Here is a 17,811-nt window from a genome sequence, read left to right on the forward strand (position 1 = left end):
TTTTAGGATGAACGCTTGACTGGCCTGCCCCGCCTCAGTCCTCGACCCTGTACAGCCCCATCATCAGGCGTAGTTGGGCCAGTAAGCCGCTGCTCAACTCAAGGTACTTGTCTTGCGCCAGACGTTGCTCTGAGGGGCCGCTGGCCGAGAGCCATTGCTCCGCCACCTGATGCAAGCTCAGGTGCATTTCATACACCAATCTGAGCGGATGCCCTGGCAAGAATGGGTAGCCCGGCTGCTGCCTCAGCCAGTGACCGAATCGGCAACCATCATGGGAGCGCTCTGGCGGCCGCTCTTTGACACCCGCCATGTAGCCACAGAGTGACTTATTCCAGACCTTGTGTTCGATGCAAGCGTACAGCAAGCTGGTCTTATCCTTGCTCAGTACAGGCGTGACCGACCAGGCCGGTTCCGGCCGCCACTGGCACAGCCATGCCTGCACCTGCTCCTGCGGCATGGGGCGGGCAATGCCATAGCCCTGGGCGCGTTGACAACCCAGCTGCAACAGCAACACCCCTTGTTCTGGATGCTCCATTCCCTCGGCAACCACCTCTAGGCGAAAGGCAGAGGCCAGCCCCATGATCCCCTCGATAATGGCAAAATCATCGGGCTGCTCGGTCATTTCCTGCACAAAAAGCCGGTCTATCTTGATCTGACTCACCGGCAGGCGCTTCAAATAGGCCAGGGAGGAATAGCCTGTGCCAAAATCATCCAGCGAAAAAACTATGCCCAGGCGATTGGCCTGGCGGATGATCTCGGAGATATGCGCCAGGTCATCCATGGCGCTAGTCTCCAGCACCTCCAGGGTCAGCAGACGCGGCGGAACCCCAGGCCAGTTGGCCAAATGGCCGCTCAGGGTGTCGATGAAATCATCCTGCAGCTGACGGGCCGAAATATTCACGCTGACCTCAAAATCCTGCCCCTGCTCGTGCCAGCGCTGAATCTGCCGCAGTGCTTGATCCAGCACCCAGTTGCCCAGGCGGAGCATCAAGTCATGCCTCTCGATGTAGGGCAGAAAGTCACCGGGCATCATCAGACCCTTGTCTGGATGCTGCCAGCGCACCAAGGCCTCGAAGCCGAACACCTGGCCCGTGCGCAGGTCCACCTTGGGCTGATAGAACAGCACAAATTCCTCCGCAGCCAGCCCTCGGGCTATGTCCCCATGCCACTGCTGAATGCCCTTGAGTTGAGAGTCCATTGCCACATCAAACAGGTGATAACGATTCCTGCCGTTGAGTTTTGCCTGATACATGGCCTGGTCGGCCTGGCGCAACAGCTGATCGGCATCAAACTGTTGATCGCTCTGCGGGTATAGGGTTACCCCCAGGCTGGCGGACACCTGTAGCTCATGTCCCTCATAGACAACGGGCAGGCTCGCCGCCTGCAGCAGCCGGTCGAACAGGGGCAATGCGTCCTGCAGATCAACCAGATCAACAATCACGGCCACAAACTCGTCACCACCAATGCGCGACAGGGTGTCTGCATCGCGCAGGGCCTGCCTCATGTTCCGCGCACAGCCCACCAGCAAGGCATCCCCGGCCGGATGACCAAGGGCATCGTTGATCTCCTTAAAACCGTCCAGGTCGATATAGGCCAGGGCCAGACTTTTGCCATTGCGCTCGGCATGCGCCATGCCCTGTTGCAACCGATCACTCAGCAGCACACGGTTGGGCAGCTTGGTCAGGCTGTCATGCTGGGCAATGAACTCCAGGTGCTGTTCATGCTGACGCAGATCGGTAATATCCTCGGTAAAGCCAATGAAAAACTGGATCTGTTCTCGCTCGTCACGAATGGAGGTGATGCTGATACGCTGTAAATAGACCTCGCCGGTCTTGCGCCGATTCCACATCTCACCCGACCAACTGCCCTTGCTCAGCAGTTCGCCCCAGAGACGCTGGTAAAAGTCATCGTCATGCAGGCCGGATTTGAGAATCTGCGGGGTCTTGCCAAGGGCCTCTTCCAAGGCATATCCCGTTACCCGGGTAAAGGCGCTATTCACATCCAGGATTCGGCCCTTGGGGTCGGTGATCAGAATGGCCTCATGGGCGGATGAGAACACATGGGAGGCCATGCGCAAACGCGCCTCATGCATCTTGCGCTCATGGATGTCGTGCAGGCTGACAACCCAAGCATCCTGATCCTGCCAGGAGCCCTGTTGCACCGTGGCCTCGGCCAGGCGCAGCCGACCGCCCGGCAGCATCAGCTCGATCTCTGAGGTACCGGTGGAGGCCGCTGGCAGTGAGAAGGGAAAACCGACCAGGCTCTCGGCCGGACGATCCAACAGATGGCCCGCAGCCGGATTGGCAAACAGGATAACGCCCTCGACATCCAGCACCAGCACGGCCTCGCCCAGGGCAGAGACCAGCCGCCCCCAGCTATCCACCGTGGTCGCCGCCTCGATCACGGATTGCACGGCGTCAAATCCAGCCCGACCAGCACCTCCGAGGTATTGGAAAGATCACCGATGATACGCCGCATGGGCTCGGGAAAGTGCCGAATCAGCACGGGTGTCGCCAGAATCTTTTCATCCTCGGCCAACTGCGGGTGTTTCAGCAGATCAATCACCTTGACCTCATAGGTGGCATCGAACAACGGCTCTGAACAGATCTCCTGCAAATTGCTCAAGGCCCGTTTCGACAGCGGGTTATCACCAATGATGTAAAGGCACAGCAGGTATTTTTTCATTCGGTGCGCATCCGCTTGAGTTGGCTTTGCCGTGTTTCCAGGGTTTCCAGCTGGCGCTGCAATTCGGTCATTTCCCGGCCCAATCGATCCCGTTCGGAGTCAAACTCGGTGAGCAACAGCTGTTGCTTGGCCGCCAGGGACTGTTCCAAGTCATCCAGTAAGCGACGAAGCCGCTCCAGCTCGTAGCCCCTGCGGGCGATCATCTCCTGATCCAGCTGCATCTGTCCGGCCTTGGCCGTGCCAACCAGCAACATGCCTTCACCCACATAGGGCTCCTCGATATGAATGCCTTGGCCTGTGATCAAAAACTCCTTGACCTGATTGGAGCTGGCGTTACCCCGGGACTTGACCACATTGATCAGCCGATTCAACTCGCCGTTGTTCTCTACCTGGCGCAGACGAATCCAGCTATCGGTCAGGCTGGAAATGGCCAACTCACTGTAATCCCTCGACCCATCAGGCAATAATTCGGTCACCAGCAGGGTAACGCCCATGCTCTTGATATGGGAGACAAAACGAATCAGCAGCATCTTCACCTGCTGGGCGCTGCCCATCTCCACCAGAGAAGAAATGGGGTCCAGCACCAGGATCTGCGGCCTGACCCGTTCCAGCAGATCGAGAATGCCGATCAGGTGTTCCTCCATGCCTTTCTCCACCGGCCGCACCGCATGCAGCTGGAGCTGTTGCGTAGCGATTGCGGCCGTCAGATCAAGCCCCACCGAGCCCAGATTGCGAATGAAATCCTGCTCCGACTCCTCAAAGGTCACATAGACGCCCCGCAACCCCTGATCGAGCGCGGCATGCATCAGGCTAGCCGCCAAAATGGACTTGCCGCTGCCGGAACGGCCACTGATCATCAGCACAGAGCCTTGCCAATAGCCCTCCCCGCCCAGCATTTGATCCAGTGTTTTCAGTCCGCTAGAGAGGCGTGATGCGCCCTCGTGGCCTTGCAGCCGGGAGGCCGTGATGGGCAGGATGGAGATGCCGCTTTTATGGAAGCTAAAGGGGTATTCATTGGTGCCATGGGATGAACCACGCAGCTTGACCACCCGCAGATAGCGGGTCATCAGGTGATCGGCTACCCGTTGCTGTAGATGAATAACGCAGTCCACCGCATACTCTTCAAGCACGTCCTTATGGCGTTCATCCGCCGACTTGGCCGCCGTAACCAGGGTAGTGACCCCTTGGGCGCGCAGCCAATCGAAGATCTTCAGCAACTCCCGGTCCGGCATCTTGATCGCCAGACCCAGCAGCAGGTTTTGCAGTGAGTCGATGACCAGAGAACGGGCACCACTGCGCTCAATGGCGTTGGCAATACGCAGCAGTATCGGAGCCAGATCAAAGGCACCAACGACGGTCTCATAGACGTCAGGCCGAAAATCCAGAATACTCAGACGCTCGCCCGGCTCCTGCACAAGAAAGCCCAGCTCCGTCATGTGCAGGCGCAACCGCTCGGGTGATTCATCACAGGTGACCAACACCACAGACTCGCCCATCAGCAGGCGCTGATTAACAAAGCTCAGCGAAAATAGCGTCTTGCCAGTGCCCGGGCTACCTTTCAGCAAGGTCGGAACGGCACCCGGATAACCCCCATCAAGGATCTGATCAAGGCCCTTGAGGCCGGTGGAAACCTTGTTTGTCATAGCCTTTGCTCGTTTTTGTGTAAAGGTCTCCGTTCATCTCCCGGCAACCCGTCGGGGTCAACCCGGATAGTCCATCCGTTGGCTTAGGTACCATAAATAATCCTTTGATTTATAGTACTTAGTCAACCAGTCATGTCGCCTGTGCCTAGGACTGGGAGCGGGGCAAAATTGTCCTGATTGGCTACAGTGTAGTTCAATATGGGTTAGCCTAGGGTTTCTTCCTTATCCGCAACCCGCCCCTCACCCAAGCCAGGAGAATAGCCCTGGGCAAAGGAACAAGCATGAGCATTAGATTCTGGCCTCTCGCGTCCACCGGCTACTGGGGACTCCCTCGGCGCCTAAAATCCAGGCCCAGGTTCGGGCACTTTTTACCGCTGTCCATTCTCCTGTACCTGATACTCGCATCCGCCTCCCCTGCCCTACAGGCCGCCGAATTGGCCGGGCGGGTGGTCAATGTCTTCAGTGGCGTGCAGATCGAACTGCTCAGCGAGCAGAATGCACGTTTTCCCATACGTCTGCAGGGGATAGAACTGATTGCTCAGCGGAGCGGTCCGAGGCGCGCCGTGCAGCGCCGCCTCAACGGCCTGATCGGCGGGCGATTTGTTCAGATCAACACGGCGGGTAATCGCCAGCAGGGCAGTCTACTGGGCTTTGTAAGTTGGGGTGGCAGCGAAATCAATCTCAGATTGGTGAAAGAGGGCCTGGCGCGGGTAGTGCCGGAGCAGCTGGATAAAGACCGTCTGGCGCTCTACCAACAGCATGAGCAGGCCGCCCGAGAGCGACGCCTTGGGCATTGGTTTGGGCAGCGGCCAAGCCGATCACCGCTCCCGCAGTGAGTCCATTTGCTGCTGGTGCTCCTGCAGACCAGCGGCAAGCTGGCGTTGCAGTATCCTGAAGGCCTTCAGCTGGGCACGCTGGTAGGGGGTGTCCGGGTCCGGGCCGATGAGGCTGATGCGGGCATCACAATAGGTCAGATCGGCCTCCAGTTCACTGAGGATAACCCCCAGACAGAGGGAGTCTGGGGTGATACTGCTGCCGGGATTGGTGCTGCTGTCGGCCACTTGAATTTCTCGCCATTTCTACAAGAACTGGCCCCGAACCTTATGCTACTCTTGGCCAGAATGAAAGCCCCCAACCGTCCCTGAACAACAACGCCCAGCGTGATAACAACATCGCCCACCACTGATCCCATCGCATTGCCGCCCGGCCTAGCGGGCAGAGAGGTGTGCCGTGCGTCTGATTGACCGCTTCAAGGCCAACTCGGCCCTGTTTGCCGGCAATGCCGCCTTCCTTGAGGACCTCTACGAGGACTTCCTGCGTGACCCCGAGACCGTGGCCCCGGAATGGCGCCAGCGCTTCGCCACCTGGCGCGATGCCGCCAACGACAGGCCAGACGCGGCCCACCGCCTGATCCAGGACAACTTCCGCCGTCTCGCCCAGGAAAGGCCCTGCCCCAAATCCAGCCCCCAGGCCCTGCCCCCGGCAGCGGCGGAGAAACAGGGTGCGGTGCTGCGCCTGATCAACGCCTACCGGGTGCGCGGCCATCAGAACGCCCGCCTGGACCCCCTCGCACTGCGCGAGATGGAGCAGGTCCCCGACCTGGAGCCCAGCTACCACAACCTCACCCCGGATGACATGGAGGCGGTATTCAACACCGGCTCCCTGGTGGCACCGGACCGCATGCCCCTGGCCGAGATCATCCGCTTTCTGGGTCAGGTCTATTGCGGCCCGGTGGGTTCGGAGTACATGCACATCACCGACACCCGTGAGAAACGCTGGATTCAGAAGCGCCTGGAGGGTTATCAAGCCCGGCCAGAGGTGGACGAGAACGACAAGCGCTGGCTGCTCACCCTGCTCACCGCCGCCGAGGGCATAGAGAAGTTCCTGCACAGCAAATACGTCGGCCAGAAGCGCTTCTCCCTGGAGGGCGGCGAGTCCCTCATCCCCCTGCTGGATGAATTGATCCAACGCATCGGGGCCAAGCGCATGGAAGAGGTCATCATCGGCATGGCCCACCGCGGGCGGTTGAATGTGCTGACCAATATCCTGGGCAAGCCACCGGAGGCCATCTTCGGCGAATTCGAGGGGCGCGGGCCAAGCAACAGCCAGATGACATCGGGAGATGTCAAATACCACATGGGCTTTTCCACCGATATCGACACCCCCGGCGGCCTGGTGCATGTGGCCCTGGGCTTCAACCCCTCTCACCTGGAGATCATCAACCCGGTGGTGGAGGGCTCGGTACGGGCGCGCCAGCACCGCCGGGGCGATCACGTCGGCGACCGGGTATTGCCGGTGCTGATCCACGGCGACTCCTCCTTCGCCGGCCAGGGGGTGGTGATGGAGACCCTGAATCTGTCCCAGGCGCGTGGCTTCACCACCGGCGGCACCCTGCATGTGGTGATCAACAACCAGATCGGCTTCACCACCAGCAACCCGCTGGATACCCGCTCCACCGCCTACTGCACCGACGTGGCCAAGATGGTCCAGGCCCCTATCTTCCACGTCAACGGCGACGACCCCGAGGCGGTGATCTTCGTCACCCGCCTGGCGCTGGATTTCCGTATGCAGTTCCACAAGGACGTCATCATCGACCTGGTCTGCTACCGCCGTCACGGTCACAACGAGGCCGACGAACCGGCGGTGACCCAGCCGGAGATGTACAAAAAGATCCGCCGCCGCACCCCGACCCGGGCCTTCTATGCCGAACAACTCATGAGCCAGGGGGTGATCAGCCAGGAGGAATCCCAGGCCATGGTGGAGGACTACCGCAGCTCCCTGGAGCAGGGCCGGGTAGTGGCCCGGCCGGTGCTGTGCGGCCTGCGCTCCCTGTACGGGGTGAACTGGAAGCCCTTCCACGGCACCCACTGGCAGACCTCGGCCAGCACCCGCGTGGCCCGCTCGCAACTGCGCGCCCTGGCGCTGAAGCTTTTGCGCCTGCCCGAGGGCTTCGAGCCACACAACCGGGTACAGCGTATCCTGGAGGATCGCCGCCGCATGGCCGAGGGCGACCTGCTCAGCGACTGGGGCTTCGGTGAGACCCTGGCCTACGCCAGCCTGATCCACGACGGCTACCCGGTGCGCCTGTCCGGCCAGGACAGTGGCCGTGGCACCTTCTTCCACCGTCATGCCGTGCTGCATAACCAGGCCGACGGCAGCAGCTTTGTCCCCCTGCAAAACCTGGCCGAGGGGCAGGTGGACTTTCTGGTCATAGACTCCCTGCTCTCCGAGGAGGCGGTGCTCGGCTTTGAATACGGCTACGCCACCGCCGAGCCCTATGGCCTGACCCTGTGGGAGGCCCAGTTCGGCGACTTTGCCAACGGTGCCCAGGTGGTCATAGACCAGTTCATCACCTCCGGCGGGGCCAAGTGGGGCCTGCACTGCGGCCTGGTCATGCTGCTCCCCCACGGCTACGAGGGTCAGGGGCCGGAGCACAGCTCGGCCAGGCTGGAGCGCTACCTGCAGCTCTGCGCCGAGGACAACATCCAGGTCTGCGTGCCCACCACCCCGGCGCAGGTGTTTCACATGCTGCGCCGACAGATGCTGCGACCCTACCGGCGGCCGCTGATCGTGATGACCCCCAAGAGCCTGCTGCGTCACAAGCTGGCCACCTCGGCCCTGGAGGAATACAGCGAGGGCGGCTTTCAGTGCGTCATCGACGAGATCGACGAGCTGGACCCGGCCGGGATCAAACGCCTGATCATCTGCAGCGGCAAGGTCTATTACGACCTGCTGGAGGCACGCCGCTCGCGGGGCATCAGCGACACCGCCATCATCCGCATCGAACAGCTCTACCCCTTCCCCCGCGAGCAGGCGCGTGAGATCATCGCCCGCTACAGCGCCGCCGACAGCGTCATCTGGTGCCAGGAAGAGCCGCAGAATCAGGGTGCCTGGGATCAGGTCAAGCATCGCCTGTTCTCCGTACTGGCCGGTGGCCAGCACCTCTACTACGTTGGCCGCCCCACCGCCGCCGCACCCTCCGTGGGCAGCCACAAGATACATGCCGAACAACAACAGCGGCTGGTGGAAGATGCCATCACCGGCCAGATCAATCCCGTCATGAACCGAAGGATTCTGCGATGAGCGTCGAAGTTCGCGTCCCAAGCCTGCCCGAGTCCGTCAGCGATGCCACCCTGCTGGGCTGGCGCAAGAAACCGGGCGACCCGGTCAGCCGGGACGAAAGCCTGCTCGACCTGGAGACCGACAAGGTGGTGCTGGAGGTCCCCGCCCCCTGTGATGGCGTGCTTGAGGCCCAACTGTTCCAGGAGGGCGATATCGTCAGCGCCGAGCAACTGCTTGCCACCATCGACCCCGATGGCCAGGCCGCCGCCCGGCCAGAGGCCGGCAGCGAGGCAAAGGCGACCCAGTCTCAGGTCAAGCCTGAGTCCCGATCCAGGCCCGAACCCGCCAAACCTGAACCGACCCACGCCGAGCCGCCCGTGCTCACCCCGGCGGTGCGCCGTCTGGTCAAGGAACTGGACCTGGATCCGGGCAAGATCCCCGGCAGCGGCAAGGACGGCCGCATCCTCAAATCCGATGTAATGAAATACCTGGACAACCTGGAGTCCGGCATCCAGCAGGACCTGGACAACCGCCCGCCGCCGAGCGAGGCCGTCCAGGCCCCCAGCGGCATCCAGGGCGAACGGCCGGAACAGCGGGTGCCCATGACCCGGCTACGCGCCCGCATTGCCGAACGCCTGCTGGAGGCCCAGCAAAATGCCGCCATCCTCACCACCTTCAACGAGGTCAACCTGCAACGGGTGAATGAACTCCGGCAGAAATACCGGGATGACTTCGAGCGGGGGCACGAGGTGCGCCTGGGCTTCATGTCCTTCTTCGTCAAGGCGGTGGTGGAGTCCCTGAAGCGCTTCCCCCTGGTCAACGCCAGCATCGACGGCAACGACATCATCTACCACGGCTACTACGACATCGGCATCGCCGTCGGCTCACCCCGTGGGCTGGTGGTGCCGATCCTGCGTGACGCCGATCAGATGAGCTTTAGCGAGATCGAAAAGGCGATCAAGGCCTTCGGCAAAAAGGCCCAGGACGGCAGCCTCAGCTACGAGGAACTCAGCGGCGGCACCTTCAGTATCTCCAACGGCGGGGTCTATGGCTCCATGCTGTCAACCCCGATCCTGAACCCGCCGCAGAGCGCCATCCTCGGCATGCACAACATCCAGCAGCGGCCCATCGCCGAAAACGGCCAGGTGGTGATCCGGCCCATGATGTACCTGGCCCTGTCCTACGACCACCGCATCATCGACGGCAAGGAGGCGGTCTCCTTCCTGGTCAGCATCAAGGAAAACCTGGAAGACCCGGCACGCCTGCTGTTGCAGATCTGAATACTGGACGCAAAGCTCGCAAAGTAGCGCGGAGAACGCAAAGGGCACTCGGGCAATAAGGGGCTCACCAACGACATGCACGTTTTCTGCAAGCCAAAGCAACTTGCCGAGAAATCGAAAGAATTGGAACTCGGCATAAAAACCGAAATGATCGAAAGCGTTTCAATTGATCGAAACGGGTTCAAGAACCTAACTTCTTAACTCTGCGCCCTTTGCGCTACTTGCGACCTCTGCGTCCTGAATATCAAAAACCACCATGACCACCATCCAGCAAGCCGATTTTATCCAAAGCATCGCCGATGCCCTGCAGTTCATCTCCTACTACCATCCCAAGGACTACATCCAGTCCCTGGCGGCGGCCTACGAGCGTGAGCAATCGCCGGCGGCCAAGGATGCGATGGCGCAGATTCTCTACAACTCGCGCCTCTGCGCCCAGGGTCACCGGCCCATCTGTCAGGACACCGGCTCGGTGGTGGTGTTTCTCAGAATAGGCATGGGGGTGCGCTGGGACGCCGAGTTGGACCTGGCGGGGATGATCAACGAAGGCGTGCGCCGCGCCTACACCGACCCGGACAACATCCTGCGCGCCTCCATGGTCAGCGACCCCCTGGGCAGCCGACGCAACACCGGCGATAACACCCCGGCGGTGGTCCACGTCGAACTGGTGGCCGGCGATAAGGTGGAGGTGCGCCTGGCGGCCAAGGGTGGCGGCTCGGAGAACAAGGCGCGGTTTACTGTGCTGAACCCCTCGGCGAGCCTGGTGGACTGGGTGCTGGAGACGGTGCCCAGCCTGGGTGCCGGCTGGTGTCCGCCGGGGATGCTCGGCATCGGCGTCGGCGGCAATGCGGAAAAGGCCATGCTGCTGGCCAAGGAGGCCCTGCTGGGGCCCATTGACATCCAGCAACTGCAGGCCCGCGGCCCGGTCAATCGCCTGGAAGAGCTGCGTCTGGAGCTGTACGCCAAGGTCAACGCCCTGGGCATAGGCGCTCAGGGCCTGGGCGGCCTGACCACGGTGCTGGATGTGAAGATCCGCGACTTCCCCACCCACGCCGCCTCCCTGCCGGTGGCGCTGATCCCCAACTGCGCCGCCACCCGGCATATCGAATTCGAGCTGGACGGCGCAGGCCCAGCACAGCTGAGCCCCCCCAGCCTGGACGACTGGCCGGACATCCGCTGGGCCCCCAGCCCCGAGGCCATCCGCGTCGATCTGGACCATCTCGGCCCTGATGACATCGCCGCCTGGCGGCCCGGCGATCGCCTGCTGCTCAGCGGCAAACTGCTCACCGGCCGGGATGCCGCGCACAAACGCATCCAGGATCTATTGGCGCACGGTGAACCCCTGCCCGAGGGGGTGGATTTCAGCAATCGCTTCATCTATTACGTCGGCCCGGTCGATCCGGTGGGCGACGAGGTGGTCGGCCCGGCCGGCCCGACCACGGCGACGCGGATGGACAGGTTCACCGAGATGATGCTTGGCCAGACCGGCCTGATCGGCATGATCGGCAAGGCCGAACGCGGCCCGGCGGCGATTGCCGCGATCAAGCAGCACGGAGCCGTCTATCTGATGGCGGTGGGGGGCGCGGCCTTTCTGGTCAGTCAGGCGATTCGCGGCTCGCGCCTGATCGCCTTTGAAGACTTAGGGATGGAGGCAATTCGGGAATTCGAGGTGGTGGACATGCCGGTGACCGTGGCGGTGGACAGCCGGGGGGAATCCATCCACCAAAGCGGCCCGGCGCAGTGGCGCATCCGGGTGGAGGACATGGGTTAATCCGGCCGGTTCGGGCAGTCCTTGCGCTGGCAGTGGCCGTAGAGGGTCAGGGCGTGGCGCTTGAGGCCGAAGCCCATGCCCTCGGCGATGTCGTGCTGGCGGCGCTCGATCACCTCGTCTTCAAACTCCTCCACCTGGCCACAGTCGATGCACAGGATGTGGTCGTGGTGATCGCCCCGATTGAGTTCAAAGATCGACTGCTGCCCCTCAAAGTGGTGCCGCACCACCAGCCCTGCCTCCTCGAACTGAGTCAGTACCCGGTAGATGGTGGCCAGGCCCAGGTCGTCGCCGGTATCCAGCAGCTTGCGGTACACATCCTCGGCGGAGTAGTGTTCATCGGCATGATTCTCCAGCAAATTGAGAATCTTCATGCGCGGTTGGGTGACCTTGAGGCCGGCCTTTTTGATCTGATCTTTTCTCACCTTACTGCTTCCTGGTGAAATCGATTGTACTTACGCCACAGAGGACAGGTTATCATTGGGCGGTGATTCTACGTGATTTCAAGAGGCGTTACATGCGATTGTTTCCTGTTCGTGATTTAGGTCTGGGCCTGGGCCTGAGCCTGTCGTTGTTCGGCTGCTCGGGCACGCCCAATCTGTCCGACCCAATCACCGACACCCTGGCGCAAACGCCCCTGATGTACAAGCCCGATATCCAGCAGGGCAATGTGGTCAGCCAGGATCAGGTCAACCGTCTGGAACCGGGCATGTCCAGGGAGCAGGTTCGCTACCTGCTGGGTACGCCCATGCTGCAAGACAGCTTCCGCAACAACCGCTGGGACTATGTCTATACCATGAAGCGCGGCGGCGGCAAACTGGAGCGCAAGCGGGTCACCCTGTTTTTCGATGATGGCCTGCTCAGCAAGGTGGAGGGGGATTATCGCCCCGACCCCAGCAATATCCAACCACCGCAAGAGACGGTGGTCAGCGTACCCGATCAAAAACCCAAGGGCTTCATCGACAACACCCTAAGCCGCATAGGCCTGGGGGATGACGCATCAGCCACCAAGGCCCCGCAGTCCCCTGCCAGCGAAGCGGCCCCCAAGCCAGCCCCGGAACAGCCAGAAGCCCAGGGCCAGGCGCAGCCCTGAGCCAATACACATGGCAAGCCCCTAGGAGCCTGTCGGATTTAGGATGCTCCTACTGCGCCAGTGGGAAGAACGGCCCAGAATTGTTTTGAACATTGGCCCCGATTTTTCGTTGCGTAGGGCAACTATGCGCCTCAAAATCGTGAAAATTTGTTCTCGCTCTCCCACCTTGCTCGCTACGGGCACCTAAACCCGACAAGCCCCTAGCAGTCTACAGCACAGATGGCTTGGCTGCGGGCATCGCCCGCCCTATGCTTCATAGCCTTTCTGGGTTTATCCTGCCGCCCCTTGAAAAAACCGCAAACAGGCCTATCTCAGGTAACAGGAACCCCCTAAACATCAACCTGAGGAGTCTGTGCCATGTATATCAACATGAATGATTTTGGTGCCAGTCTGTTCGATGAACTGCGCCGTCTGGAGCGGGAGATGAACACCTACGGCTGGCCCAGCCCGATACGATCCGCCCCGCGCGGCGAGTACCCGCCGATCAACATCGGCACCCATGCCAACCGCGTCGATGTCTATCTGTTTCTGCCCGGCGTGGATGCCAGCCAACTGGATATCAATATCCAGCAGAACATGCTGAGCATCAAGGGCGAGCGCCGTCTGATTGCCGAGGAAGGGGCCAGCTATTTCCGTCGTGAACGCTTTGACGGGGCCTTCCGCCGGGTGGTCAATCTACCCGAGGACGTGGACCCGGAACAGGTCGAGGCACTGTACAAGGACGGCGTGCTGCATATCGCCATCCAACGCAAGGAGGCCAGCAAACCCCGTCAGATCCAGGTCAAATAAGGAGACAATGCCATGAGTAATCAAGAAACCAACCCCGGCCAGGACAGCAAGGCCCGTGCCGATCAGGAAAGAACCCTACGCCCTGCGGTGGATATCTTTGAGGACGCCACCGGCATCACGGTCATGGCCGACATGCCCGGAGTGCCAAAGGAAAAGCTCGATATTCAGGTGGATAAAGACAGTCTCTCGATTGGTGGTGAGATCCTGCTGGAGATGCCCGCCGAGATGGAGCCGGTCCATGCCGATGTGCGCCTGACCCGCTATCAGCGCAGCTTTACCCTGAGCCGGGAACTGGACACCGATCAGGTAGAGGCCAACTTCAAGGATGGCGTGCTGATCCTGCGCATCCCCAAGGCCGAGGCCCATCAAACCCGCAAGATCCAGGTACGGGCGGCCTGAAACAGAGGACAGATGACTGAAACAGAGGACTGAAACAGAGGACAGAGGGCTGAGGGTTGAGCGCCCTCCCCTCTGGCCTCTATTCTCTGTCTCAGCGGCCTGCGGTTTGCCCCTCAATGGCCCGGCGAATACGGTTTTCCTGGTAGTACGCCAGCACTTTTTTCACGTAGTTCTGGGTTTCTTCGTAGGGCGGGATCTTGTTGCCGTGCTTGATTACGGCGTTCTCCCCTGCGTTGTAGCCGGCCAGGGCGAGATTGAGGTTGAATCCAAACATCTTCAGCAGATCACGCAGATAACGGGCACCGCCATCCACATTCTGCTTGGGGTCAAAGCTGTCTTGCACCCCATAGCGCTCCGCCGTGGCCGGGATCAGCTGCATCAGGCCCTGGGCCCCGGCATCGGACACCGCCCTGGGGTTGTAGCCGGATTCCGCCATCACCACCGCATGCAGCAACTCGGGCTGTAGCTTGACCCGCTTGGCCGCCTGATCGATCAGGTCGGCGTAACGCTGCCGATTCTCCTTGCTCTCCTGGGAACTCCAGCTCATCTCAAACACCGGTGGCTTGACCTGAGCTTGGGCCTGAGCCTGGGCCGGGACGGTGCGGACCATAGGTCCCCGCTCTGAGTGGACCACCACCTGAGGATCGATACGCGCCTTGTGCCAGACCAGTCTGAAGGAGGGGTCCTCCATCGGGGTGTCGGTAAAGTGTGGATGCCCCTGGCTGTCGCGGTATTTATACACATCCGCCGAGAGGGGCGCGGCAAGCGCAAAGAACACGACAGGCAGCGCCAAACCCGACCGCAACCAGTAACTATTTTCTCTCATGATCTTATACCCTTGACTAAATTTCAGAGAATACACCTAAGGTGAATTGAGGTCTTTCTAACGCCATTATAGTCAGATTGCAAGATTTTTTAATGTTATTTATAATTAATTCATGTAACTTATTGATTAGGATTGACATTATCCACAACACTTTTTGAATTTTTTGCCGCTGCCGCAGGGGCAGGGCTGGTTGCGGCCAACCTTGGCCGCGCCCCGCTCTGGGCTGCCCGCCTGGGGCATACTCGCCTCCAGGTAATGCCAATTGCCAGCATGGCGGACGAAATGGCCGATCTCGTGATGACGGCGCAGACCATTCTTGTCCCGATAGCGGGCGATGAACTCCACCTCGCCCCGCTCATCCCCCTCGCCCCCCTGTACCACGGACACCAGCTCAAGCCCCAGCCATTGGGACTGCTCGGCCCAACGCCGGGCGGCTATGGGGTCGTGGTCATCGCGCGAGTCCGGGTGCAGACTTTGGGTCAGGTAATCGATATCGGCCAGGGTATAGGCGCTGTAGCGCGAGCGCATCAGCGCCTCGGCGGTAGGCGCGACCCTTTCACCCCGAATCAGGGGGCCGCAGCACAGATCAAAAGCGGCACCAGAGCCACAGGGACAGTCGGACATGGTTTCTCCTTGGGTCGATAAAGCCAAATTCAGTCAAGCCACAGAGACAAAGGCGATCCCATGGAGGGCGGAACCCAAAGGGACGCAGAGGCCAACTCCCCCCCTTTACAAAGGGGGGGGGCAGGGGGATTTCTTCAACGCCAGCGTAATTACCACCGCCAAAATCCCCCTCAATCCCCCTTTTACAAAGGGGGAGGTCAACCTCAATCCCCCTTTACAAGGGGGGAGAGCAACTCTCTACCCACTAAGCTCCCTCGCTTAGGGGCAAAAAAACGGTCGCCAAGGGCTGAGGTGGTCTCGATAGCTATTCTACCTTAAGTAATTACTCAGTTTTCAATACCCGTTCTCTGTGTTCTTTCGGGCTTTCGTCGATCCCGCTCACTTCGGCCAGCCTCAGGGAGCGGTGTTGTCTTGTTCCGCCTCCAGCCAGGTGAGGGCCTCTTGCGCCGGGGCGTAGCCTGCGCTGCCCGCCTTGCGCAGCCAGTGCAGGGCCTTGGGCCGGTCGGGCTTGAGGCCACGACCGAGCAGGTGATGCAGGGCCAGGTTGTATTGCGCCGGGGCGCTGCCCAGCCTTGCGCCGCGCCGGGTCCAGGCCACTGCCTCGTTCAGGTCACGGGGTACGCCCAGCCCCTCGCGGTAGCCACGGGCCATGAAATAGGCGGCATCGGCATGATCCTGCAGGGCGGCGCGGCGAAACCAGTCCATCGCCATCACCTTGTCCTCCGCCTGACCGTGCTGGCCATGAAAATAGACCAGCCCGAGATGATGCTGGGCAATGGCCAGCCCCTGATGGGCCGCCTGGGTCAGCCAGGCCAGTGCCTCGGCCTCCGTGACCTGGCGCAGCTGGCCCATTTTCAGATAGGCATAGAGGCCAAACTGCCCCTCGGCCTGACCGGCCTGGGCCTGGGCCAGGAGTTCTGCCTCGCTGGGGTCGCGCAGAAAGAAGTCCGCCGCGGCCACCTGCTCGTCGGCGATCAACAGCAGGCGGTAGTTGCCGCTGGGAAACAGGGTGTTGTCCGGCCGGTGCAGGACAAAGGTCAGGCCTTTGGTGTCGGCCGGGTAGTCCTTCTCATCCACCACAAAGGGGCTTCCGCCGTGATCACCTTCCAGGTAGTACCACTCGGCACGCAACCGGGTCCCCGGCTCCAGACCCTGGATTTGGACCTGGGCATAGAGCTGGCGGATGTCCCGTGGCAGCGGCCCTGCCAGCGGATGCTGCAGGGCCTGATCCTGAAACAGCCGCAGCTGGGCAAGGGGCTCTGCCTGGGCCTCGGCGGCCTGGCCATCGCTCGGCTGAGGCACGGATTCAAGCGGCAGCAGGGGCTGGTGGGGGCCAGACTCGGCCTCTGGCTCGGATAAGGACTCGGGCTTGGTCTCAGGTTCGGGTTTGATTTTGGTCTCGAATTGGGCCTCGATCTCGCCTTGGGGCCCAGGGATCTGGAGCTCAGGGGCTTGGGGCTCAAAGGCATGGGTCTCGGGCGCGTCTGGCCGCAGCGAGCGCATCACCCTGCGCACCTGGGCCTCGGCCAGGGCATCATGACGGGGGAACATGCCCATGAGCACAAAGCTGCGGCTACCCTGGGAGAAATAGCCCACCCAGGTGCGGCTGGGGTCGCCGTCCAGCTCACCCAGATATTCCTGCAGATGCATTTTTATATCGGCCGGGATGATCTCGCTGGCATCCAGCCCGCTGGAGGGCTGTAGCTCCCGCAGATGCTCCAGACCGGCGCTGTTCCTGCGCCACAGCTCGGCCAGCTGCCGCCAGTTCAACCTCATGCCCAGCTCGCCACCCCAGAGCATGACCCCGGCCTGGGCTGCCGGGGCTTCCATCTCCAGGGTCAGCAGGCCTTGGTTCTGTTGTTGCTGGGCGCGCCATTGCGGGGGCTTGAGCAACCACAGCCCCTGCCCCTCCAGCGACAGCCACTGCCAATCGCCCTCGGCACACTGGGCCGTGGACAAAAACAGCAACAGCAGGATCAAAACAGGCAATTGAGCACCCCCAGCGGCAACGGCGGTCTGTCATCCTAACCCATGTCGAGTCCCAACAGGGACCGCTTCGCTTCATCCGGGCTACAGAGCTGCAACTTTATTGGCTTGTTGCGGTCTTTGCGATCCGTTTTGGGTTCCGGCTTGGCTGGTCAGGCAGACATCAGATTACGCATGCTGCGCAGCATCTTGATCACCTGCTTTTGCTCGGTCTTGGGCAGCTTCTGTAGCCAGATCACCACCTCACGCAATTCCCCGGACAGGGTCCGACCGGCAAATTCGGTGACCAGGCCATCCTCTTCGCTCCCGGCCTTGGCGTTTTTGGGTTCCGACGGCGGGGCAACACGGCCACGGCCAGTGGCCAGCCATTCAAAGGAGACCTCGGTAATGCGCGCCAGTTCGGCCATGTGGGAAACGCTGGGCAGGGAAACACCCTGCTCCCACTGCCCGCAAGCACCCCGGCTAACCTCCAGGCTTGCGGCAAGTTGTGACTGAGACAGCCCCATGCGCTTCCGTGCGAAGGTTATCCTATCGGAAAAGTTCTCCATTGGCAGACACCCTGAATTAAAGTTTGATTGTGGAATGACGATGGCAATAAGACCGGGTCAAAGGAGGAGCCTCGCCTGATCTCTGTATGGAATACTATCCCAGCAAGTCAA

The 17,811-nt window shown here is 61.1% G+C and carries 16 protein-coding genes; 7 read left to right on the forward strand and 9 right to left on the reverse strand.

Going from position 1 to position 17,811, the window contains the following annotated elements; genetic code table 11:
- Positions 1 to 34: 34 nt before the first annotated feature.
- The 3 genes from D5125_16340 to kaiC are packed head-to-tail and all read right to left on the reverse strand — an operon-like array spanning position 35 to position 4,328.
- Positions 35 to 2,413, reverse strand: coding sequence for an EAL domain-containing protein (locus D5125_16340; protein QFY90899.1), 2,379 nt, complete (start codon positions 2,411 to 2,413; stop codon positions 35 to 37).
- Positions 2,401 to 2,685 (reverse strand): circadian clock protein KaiB, encoded by a 285-nt coding sequence (locus D5125_16345; GenBank protein ID QFY90900.1) that lies wholly within the window; start codon positions 2,683 to 2,685, stop codon positions 2,401 to 2,403. The genes D5125_16340 and D5125_16345 overlap by 13 nt, the downstream gene beginning before the upstream one ends.
- A complete protein-coding gene (kaiC, locus tag D5125_16350; GenBank protein QFY90901.1) occupies positions 2,682 to 4,328 on the reverse strand; it encodes a circadian clock protein KaiC in 1,647 nt (548 codons plus the stop codon). The genes D5125_16345 and kaiC overlap by 4 nt, the downstream gene beginning before the upstream one ends.
- Before the next feature lie 434 nt (positions 4,329 to 4,762).
- Here kaiC and D5125_16355 point away from each other — a divergent pair, with 434 nt between their 5' ends.
- The gene (locus D5125_16355; GenBank protein QFY90902.2) at positions 4,763 to 5,164 is read left to right on the forward strand and encodes a thermonuclease family protein; all 402 of its coding nucleotides are present in this window, start codon (positions 4,763 to 4,765) and stop codon (positions 5,162 to 5,164) included.
- On the opposite strand, the gene D5125_16360 is transcribed toward D5125_16355, so the two are convergent.
- Entirely contained in the window at positions 5,147 to 5,389 is a 243-nt protein-coding gene (locus tag D5125_16360) for a hypothetical protein (protein QFY90903.1), read from the reverse strand. The two genes, D5125_16355 and D5125_16360, sit on opposite strands and share 18 nt — an antisense overlap.
- Before the next feature lie 169 nt (positions 5,390 to 5,558).
- On the opposite strand from D5125_16360, the gene D5125_16365 reads away from it, so the two are divergent.
- The 3 genes from D5125_16365 (at position 5,559) to D5125_16375 (ending at position 11,438) form a co-directional block, all read left to right on the forward strand.
- On the forward strand, positions 5,559 to 8,411 hold the full coding sequence (locus tag D5125_16365) for a 2-oxoglutarate dehydrogenase E1 component (protein QFY90904.1): 2,853 nt from the start codon (positions 5,559 to 5,561) through the stop codon (positions 8,409 to 8,411).
- Positions 8,408 to 9,670, forward strand: a complete 1,263-nt coding sequence (odhB, locus tag D5125_16370; protein ID QFY90905.1) for a 2-oxoglutarate dehydrogenase complex dihydrolipoyllysine-residue succinyltransferase — start codon at positions 8,408 to 8,410, stop codon at positions 9,668 to 9,670. Before D5125_16365 ends, odhB begins: the two co-directional genes overlap by 4 nt.
- Before the next feature lie 256 nt (positions 9,671 to 9,926).
- Entirely contained in the window at positions 9,927 to 11,438 is a 1,512-nt protein-coding gene (locus D5125_16375; protein QFY90906.1) for a fumarate hydratase, read from the forward strand.
- Here D5125_16375 and fur read toward each other — a convergent pair.
- Positions 11,435 to 11,860, reverse strand: a complete 426-nt coding sequence (gene fur, locus D5125_16380) for a ferric iron uptake transcriptional regulator (GenBank protein ID QFY90907.1) — start codon at positions 11,858 to 11,860, stop codon at positions 11,435 to 11,437. The two genes, D5125_16375 and fur, sit on opposite strands and share 4 nt — an antisense overlap.
- A gap of 92 nt (positions 11,861 to 11,952) precedes the next feature.
- Here fur and D5125_16385 point away from each other — a divergent pair, with 92 nt between their 5' ends.
- The 3 genes from D5125_16385 to D5125_16395 all read left to right on the forward strand — a co-directional run bounded on the left by D5125_16385 (position 11,953) and on the right by D5125_16395 (position 13,716).
- Positions 11,953 to 12,528: an outer membrane protein assembly factor BamE gene (locus D5125_16385; GenBank protein QFY90908.1), complete on the forward strand. Its 576-nt coding sequence runs from the start codon at positions 11,953 to 11,955 to the stop codon at positions 12,526 to 12,528.
- 357 nt (positions 12,529 to 12,885) lie between these two features.
- Positions 12,886 to 13,317: an Hsp20/alpha crystallin family protein gene (locus D5125_16390; GenBank protein QFY90909.1), complete on the forward strand. Its 432-nt coding sequence runs from the start codon at positions 12,886 to 12,888 to the stop codon at positions 13,315 to 13,317.
- A 12-nt stretch (positions 13,318 to 13,329) separates the two neighbouring features.
- Positions 13,330 to 13,716, forward strand: a complete 387-nt coding sequence (locus tag D5125_16395) for an Hsp20/alpha crystallin family protein (protein ID QFY90910.1) — start codon at positions 13,330 to 13,332, stop codon at positions 13,714 to 13,716.
- Between the two features lie 91 nt (positions 13,717 to 13,807).
- On the opposite strand, the gene D5125_16400 is transcribed toward D5125_16395, so the two are convergent.
- The 4 genes from D5125_16400 to D5125_16415 all read right to left on the reverse strand — a co-directional run bounded on the left by D5125_16400 (position 13,808) and on the right by D5125_16415 (position 17,658).
- Positions 13,808 to 14,542 (reverse strand): lytic transglycosylase domain-containing protein, encoded by a 735-nt coding sequence (locus tag D5125_16400; protein ID QFY90911.1) that lies wholly within the window; start codon positions 14,540 to 14,542, stop codon positions 13,808 to 13,810.
- Positions 14,543 to 14,680: 138 nt separating this feature from the next.
- Entirely contained in the window at positions 14,681 to 15,166 is a 486-nt protein-coding gene (locus tag D5125_16405; GenBank protein ID QFY90912.1) for a YchJ family protein, read from the reverse strand.
- Positions 15,167 to 15,559: 393 nt separating this feature from the next.
- A complete protein-coding gene (locus D5125_16410) occupies positions 15,560 to 17,155 on the reverse strand; it encodes an SEL1-like repeat protein (protein QFY90913.2) in 1,596 nt (531 codons plus the stop codon).
- Between the two features lie 149 nt (positions 17,156 to 17,304).
- Complete coding sequence (locus D5125_16415) at positions 17,305 to 17,658, reverse strand: helix-turn-helix domain-containing protein (protein QFY90914.2); 354 nt, start codon at positions 17,656 to 17,658, stop codon at positions 17,305 to 17,307.
- Positions 17,659 to 17,811: the final 153 nt, after the last annotated feature.

The organism is gamma proteobacterium SS-5 (genome assembly GCA_009497875.2).
In the GTDB taxonomy this organism is placed as follows: Bacteria; Pseudomonadota; Gammaproteobacteria; order Chromatiales; family Chromatiaceae; genus Magnetovirga; species Magnetovirga frankeli.

Excerpts from the sequence above, each read along its gene's own strand:
- odhB (QFY90905.1), top strand. The coding sequence starts at position 8,408 with ATGAGCGTCGAAGTTCGCGTCCCAAGCCTGCCCGAGTCCGTCAGCGAT.
- D5125_16405 (QFY90912.1), bottom strand. The coding sequence starts at position 15,166 with ATGTCCGACTGTCCCTGTGGCTCTGGTGCCGCTTTTGATCTGTGCTGC.
- kaiC (QFY90901.1), bottom strand. The coding sequence starts at position 4,328 with ATGACAAACAAGGTTTCCACCGGCCTCAAGGGCCTTGATCAGATCCTT.
- D5125_16345 (QFY90900.1), bottom strand. The coding sequence starts at position 2,685 with ATGAAAAAATACCTGCTGTGCCTTTACATCATTGGTGATAACCCGCTG.
- D5125_16390 (QFY90909.1), top strand. The coding sequence starts at position 12,886 with ATGTATATCAACATGAATGATTTTGGTGCCAGTCTGTTCGATGAACTG.
- D5125_16385 (QFY90908.1), top strand. The coding sequence starts at position 11,953 with ATGCGATTGTTTCCTGTTCGTGATTTAGGTCTGGGCCTGGGCCTGAGC.
- D5125_16395 (QFY90910.1), top strand. The coding sequence starts at position 13,330 with ATGAGTAATCAAGAAACCAACCCCGGCCAGGACAGCAAGGCCCGTGCC.
- D5125_16375 (QFY90906.1), top strand. The coding sequence starts at position 9,927 with ATGACCACCATCCAGCAAGCCGATTTTATCCAAAGCATCGCCGATGCC.
- D5125_16400 (QFY90911.1), bottom strand. The coding sequence starts at position 14,542 with ATGAGAGAAAATAGTTACTGGTTGCGGTCGGGTTTGGCGCTGCCTGTC.
- D5125_16415 (QFY90914.2), bottom strand. The coding sequence starts at position 17,658 with ATGGGGCTGTCTCAGTCACAACTTGCCGCAAGCCTGGAGGTTAGCCGG.